General features: G+C 37.0%; 2 protein-coding genes. Both read right to left on the bottom strand.

Annotated features, from left to right (window positions below; translation table 11 throughout):
- Window positions 1–63 precede the first annotated feature (63 nt).
- Window positions 64–2,238, bottom strand: coding sequence for a polysaccharide biosynthesis tyrosine autokinase (locus E5A76_RS05110; RefSeq protein WP_161118288.1), 2,175 nt, complete (start codon window positions 2,236–2,238; stop codon window positions 64–66).
- A gap of 55 nt (window positions 2,239–2,293) precedes the next feature.
- The gene (locus E5A76_RS05105; RefSeq protein ID WP_161118287.1) at window positions 2,294–3,424 is read right to left on the bottom strand and encodes a polysaccharide export protein; all 1,131 of its coding nucleotides are present in this window, start codon (window positions 3,422–3,424) and stop codon (window positions 2,294–2,296) included.
- Window positions 3,425–3,554: the final 130 nt, after the last annotated feature.

Raw genomic sequence — 3,554 nt, 5'->3', positions numbered from 1 at the left:
CTTAAAAAAGGAGACTTTCTCTTTATCTAAGAAAGTATTCTTTTAATTAAACGCTTAATATAATTATTTACTGTCGTAGCTGTAATTATAGTAACCATAATTACCACCATAAGTACTGCTTGCTTTACGGACAATGGCGTTAAGAATAAAGCCTTTCACTTCAATACCATTTTGTTCAAAACGATTTTTAGCTACATCGATTTCTTTAACTGTATTTTGCTCAAATCGTCCAACCAATAATGTTGTTCCTACATGCGCACCAACAATAGCAGCATCCGTGACAGCTAAAATAGGTGGCGTATCAACAATTACCATGTCGTAATTTTGCTGTGCCCACTCAACTAATGCTTTAAAACGAGGATGCATTAACAGTTCTGACGGGTTCGGTGGTGTGTCGCCTCGAGGAATGAAATCTAATCCGTCTACACCCGTTTCACGCACAACATTAGCAAACTCTTGCTTGCCACATAAGTAATCTGATAAGCCTGGTTTGTTGTCTGTACATAGTTGTGTTTCCATTCGCCCTTTACGCATATCCGCATCGATAACCAGTACTCTCTGCCCAGCTTTAGCGATAACAGACGACAAGTTTGCAGATACAAATGATTTACCAATGCCTGGGCTTGGACCTGAAATCATTAGCACGTTATTTTTCGCTTCCATCATCGCGAAATGCAAACTGGTACGTAAACTACGTAGCGCTTCAATAGATAAGTCAGCAGGGTTGTAAACACTTAATAAGGTTTGCTCTACTGTTAAATTATTTTTCTTACCTTTTTGCTTTTTAAGCAGTTCTGTTTGTGAATCCGATAACGGAATAGAGGCATATACAGGCAGACCTAATTCTTCAATTTGATCCGGTGTTTCAACACCTTTATGGAACGCTGCGCGAAGTAAAGCTATAGCTACCGATAACATACCGCCTAATAGCGTTGCTAAAACAACAATTAACGCTTTTTTAGGTTTAACTGCTTGAGAATACGTTTGTGCACTATCAAGAATACGGACATTACCTACAGTGCTCGCTTTTACAATGCTTAGCTCTTGCACTTTATTTAATAACTCAACATAAATTTGCTGATTAACTTCAACACTTCGTGTTAATCGCAGAATTTCTTGTTGTGTTTTTGGTAACTTTTCAACACGCTTATTTAAACGTGCTTTTTCCGCTAATAATGTTTTACGCTTATCAAGCAACGCAATATATGCTGGATGCTCTTTAGTGAAACGCTGTGAAATATCACTTTCTTTAAAGGTTAATTCATTCAATTGTGCTTCAACATTTACCATGACCTCTAGGGCTGATTTTGCTTCTAAGTTTAAATCAACCGATTCGTTTAATTGTCGATATTGATTTAACCTTTCTTCTGCATTATTTAATTGCGCTTTAATTTCTGGCAGGTGTTTCTTTAAAAACACTAAACTTTTTTCTGCTTCTGCTGAGTTTCGTTCAACATTTTGCAAGAAATATTTCTGACTGATGTCATTCAGAATATCTTTAATTTCGCTGCGGTTTTTACCTGTCATTGAGAGTTGAAGGATACCCGTTTGTTTCCCTCGCTCACTAATGGATAAATCACGTTGTAAATTTTGAATAGCATCTAATCGGCTAATTTTACTTAAGGTAAATGTCGCTTCATCTTTAGCATGAATATCGGTTACAAATAAGCTAATGCCATTTTGTTCGACTAGCTCACCTACTCGCCCTTGTAAAATTTCACGCCCTTCTGAATTAGCTAACGTATATTTACCTTTTTCACTATTTGTAACTGTTAATACATAGCCGTTAGTCTGCATATGTTCAGGTAAAATAAAACGTGAAATAGCAATAGAGGCACTTTCTCCACTTAGTCGCGCCAGCCCCTTTCCTATCACTGGTATATAATTCGGTGTTGCTACAACAGAAAGATTTAATTTATCAACCGTCTCACCCAGTACCATACGAGACTTAATAATTTCAATTTCAGTTGTTGCTGTTGATTCAGATGAAAATAGCTCTGCCATATCACCACCAAGAGCAGGCATACCTGTACTTTTTTGCTCAACTTGAATCAATGCATCAGCTTTATATACCGGTGTTGCTAGAAGCGCATAAGCAATACCAATAAAAGTGAAGAGCAAGGTGGTTACAATAATGCTCCAACGACTATCAACCAAAATGCCAAATAGTTTACCTAGGTCGATTTCATCACTGGTATTTGGTGTTGCTTTATTTGCTAAATTTTGAGTTAAACTCATGAACAATATTCCATGTCAGTCATATTTTATTCAAGATTGGGTGATGAAATCTTGCCTATTTTAAATCGACAAAACGGTTAACACCTTCAGTTAAGCTATTAAATCCGGTGATAGTTGGTAATAGCTGTTTAATTACACGGTTCCAACGACTAATAGGTGCGGCTGTTACGTAAACAACATCATAAGGCTGTAATTCAAACTCAGTTCCAATCACCAATGCTGTCGCATCTTTAATATTTAATTGGTAAATATCAGCAATTGGATCGTTTGGTTTTTGAGACTCTTTAGAGCGAATAACAAATACACCTGTTGCATCAGCTTCTAATTCATTGATGCCGCCCACATTACTGAGTGCTTCCGTTAAACTCATACCTGCACGGTCAATTTTAAGTAGTTGTGGCTTATTTACTTCGCCCATCACAAACACTTTTTGTGCATCATTACGAGGGACATGCACAATGTCACCATCTTGTAATAAACGATTTTGAGTTAAATCGCCGCGCTGCATTAGCGCATATAACGATATATTCTGATCTTTACCATTGCGTGTTAACGTCACATTACGCCAATCAGAATCTTCTGCTAAGCCGCCTGATTTGTTAATTGCATCAAGCAGAGTTAAGGGAATATTAGTAATTGCTTGAGGACCAGGTTTTTTTACTTCACCGGTTATATAGGTTTTTTTCGAGCGAAAAGAAGCAACATTGACATCAACTTGCGGTGCTTCAATATAAGCAGCTAACCGACGAGCAATCTCTTTTCTCACTTCAGTAACTGTTTTCCCTGCAACCGTCACTTTACCGATGTAAGGATAGAAAATAGTGCCGTCTGCATGCACCCAGTTACCCGCTTCACTCGCACTACGATACGAACCAGCAGGAATGGTTAATTCAGGATGATCCCAAATAGTGACATTTAAGATATCGCCAACACCAATATGGTATTCGTAATTTTTCAACTCACTATCCAGTATGGTATTGACTTGGGCTGAAACTGGTGTGCTTTTATATTTCGCAACAGTCATCGCTGTTAATGGATAAACATTAATATTATCTAACGAAGAATCTTCAGCCCCTACAGTTATTACTTGTTTATTATCTATATTGATATTAGAACCGGGAACACTACAACCAGAAAGTAGTAATGTAAGAAAAACTGTTGATAACACATTTATTGATAATTTCATCCTAGCCTACAGGTAATTTTGTTGTTTAATAAGCATGCTACCGCCCTAAGGTCTAAGTTTCCTCATACTTATTAAGAGCTTTATATTTTAATTGAAAATAAATCTATTAGTAGAAATACAACAACAGTAC

Source organism: Photobacterium lucens, from assembly GCF_009873615.1.
Taxonomy (GTDB): domain Bacteria; phylum Pseudomonadota; class Gammaproteobacteria; order Enterobacterales; family Vibrionaceae; genus Photobacterium; species Photobacterium lucens.
This window is presented reverse-complemented; position numbering and strand designations above follow the sequence as displayed.

What these genes read in the sequence shown, in the direction of transcription:
- E5A76_RS05105 (WP_161118287.1), bottom strand. Translation starts at nt 3,424, where the DNA reads ATGAAATTATCAATAAATGTGTTATCAACAGTTTTTCTTACATTACTA.
- E5A76_RS05110 (WP_161118288.1), bottom strand. Translation starts at nt 2,238, where the DNA reads ATGAGTTTAACTCAAAATTTAGCAAATAAAGCAACACCAAATACCAGT.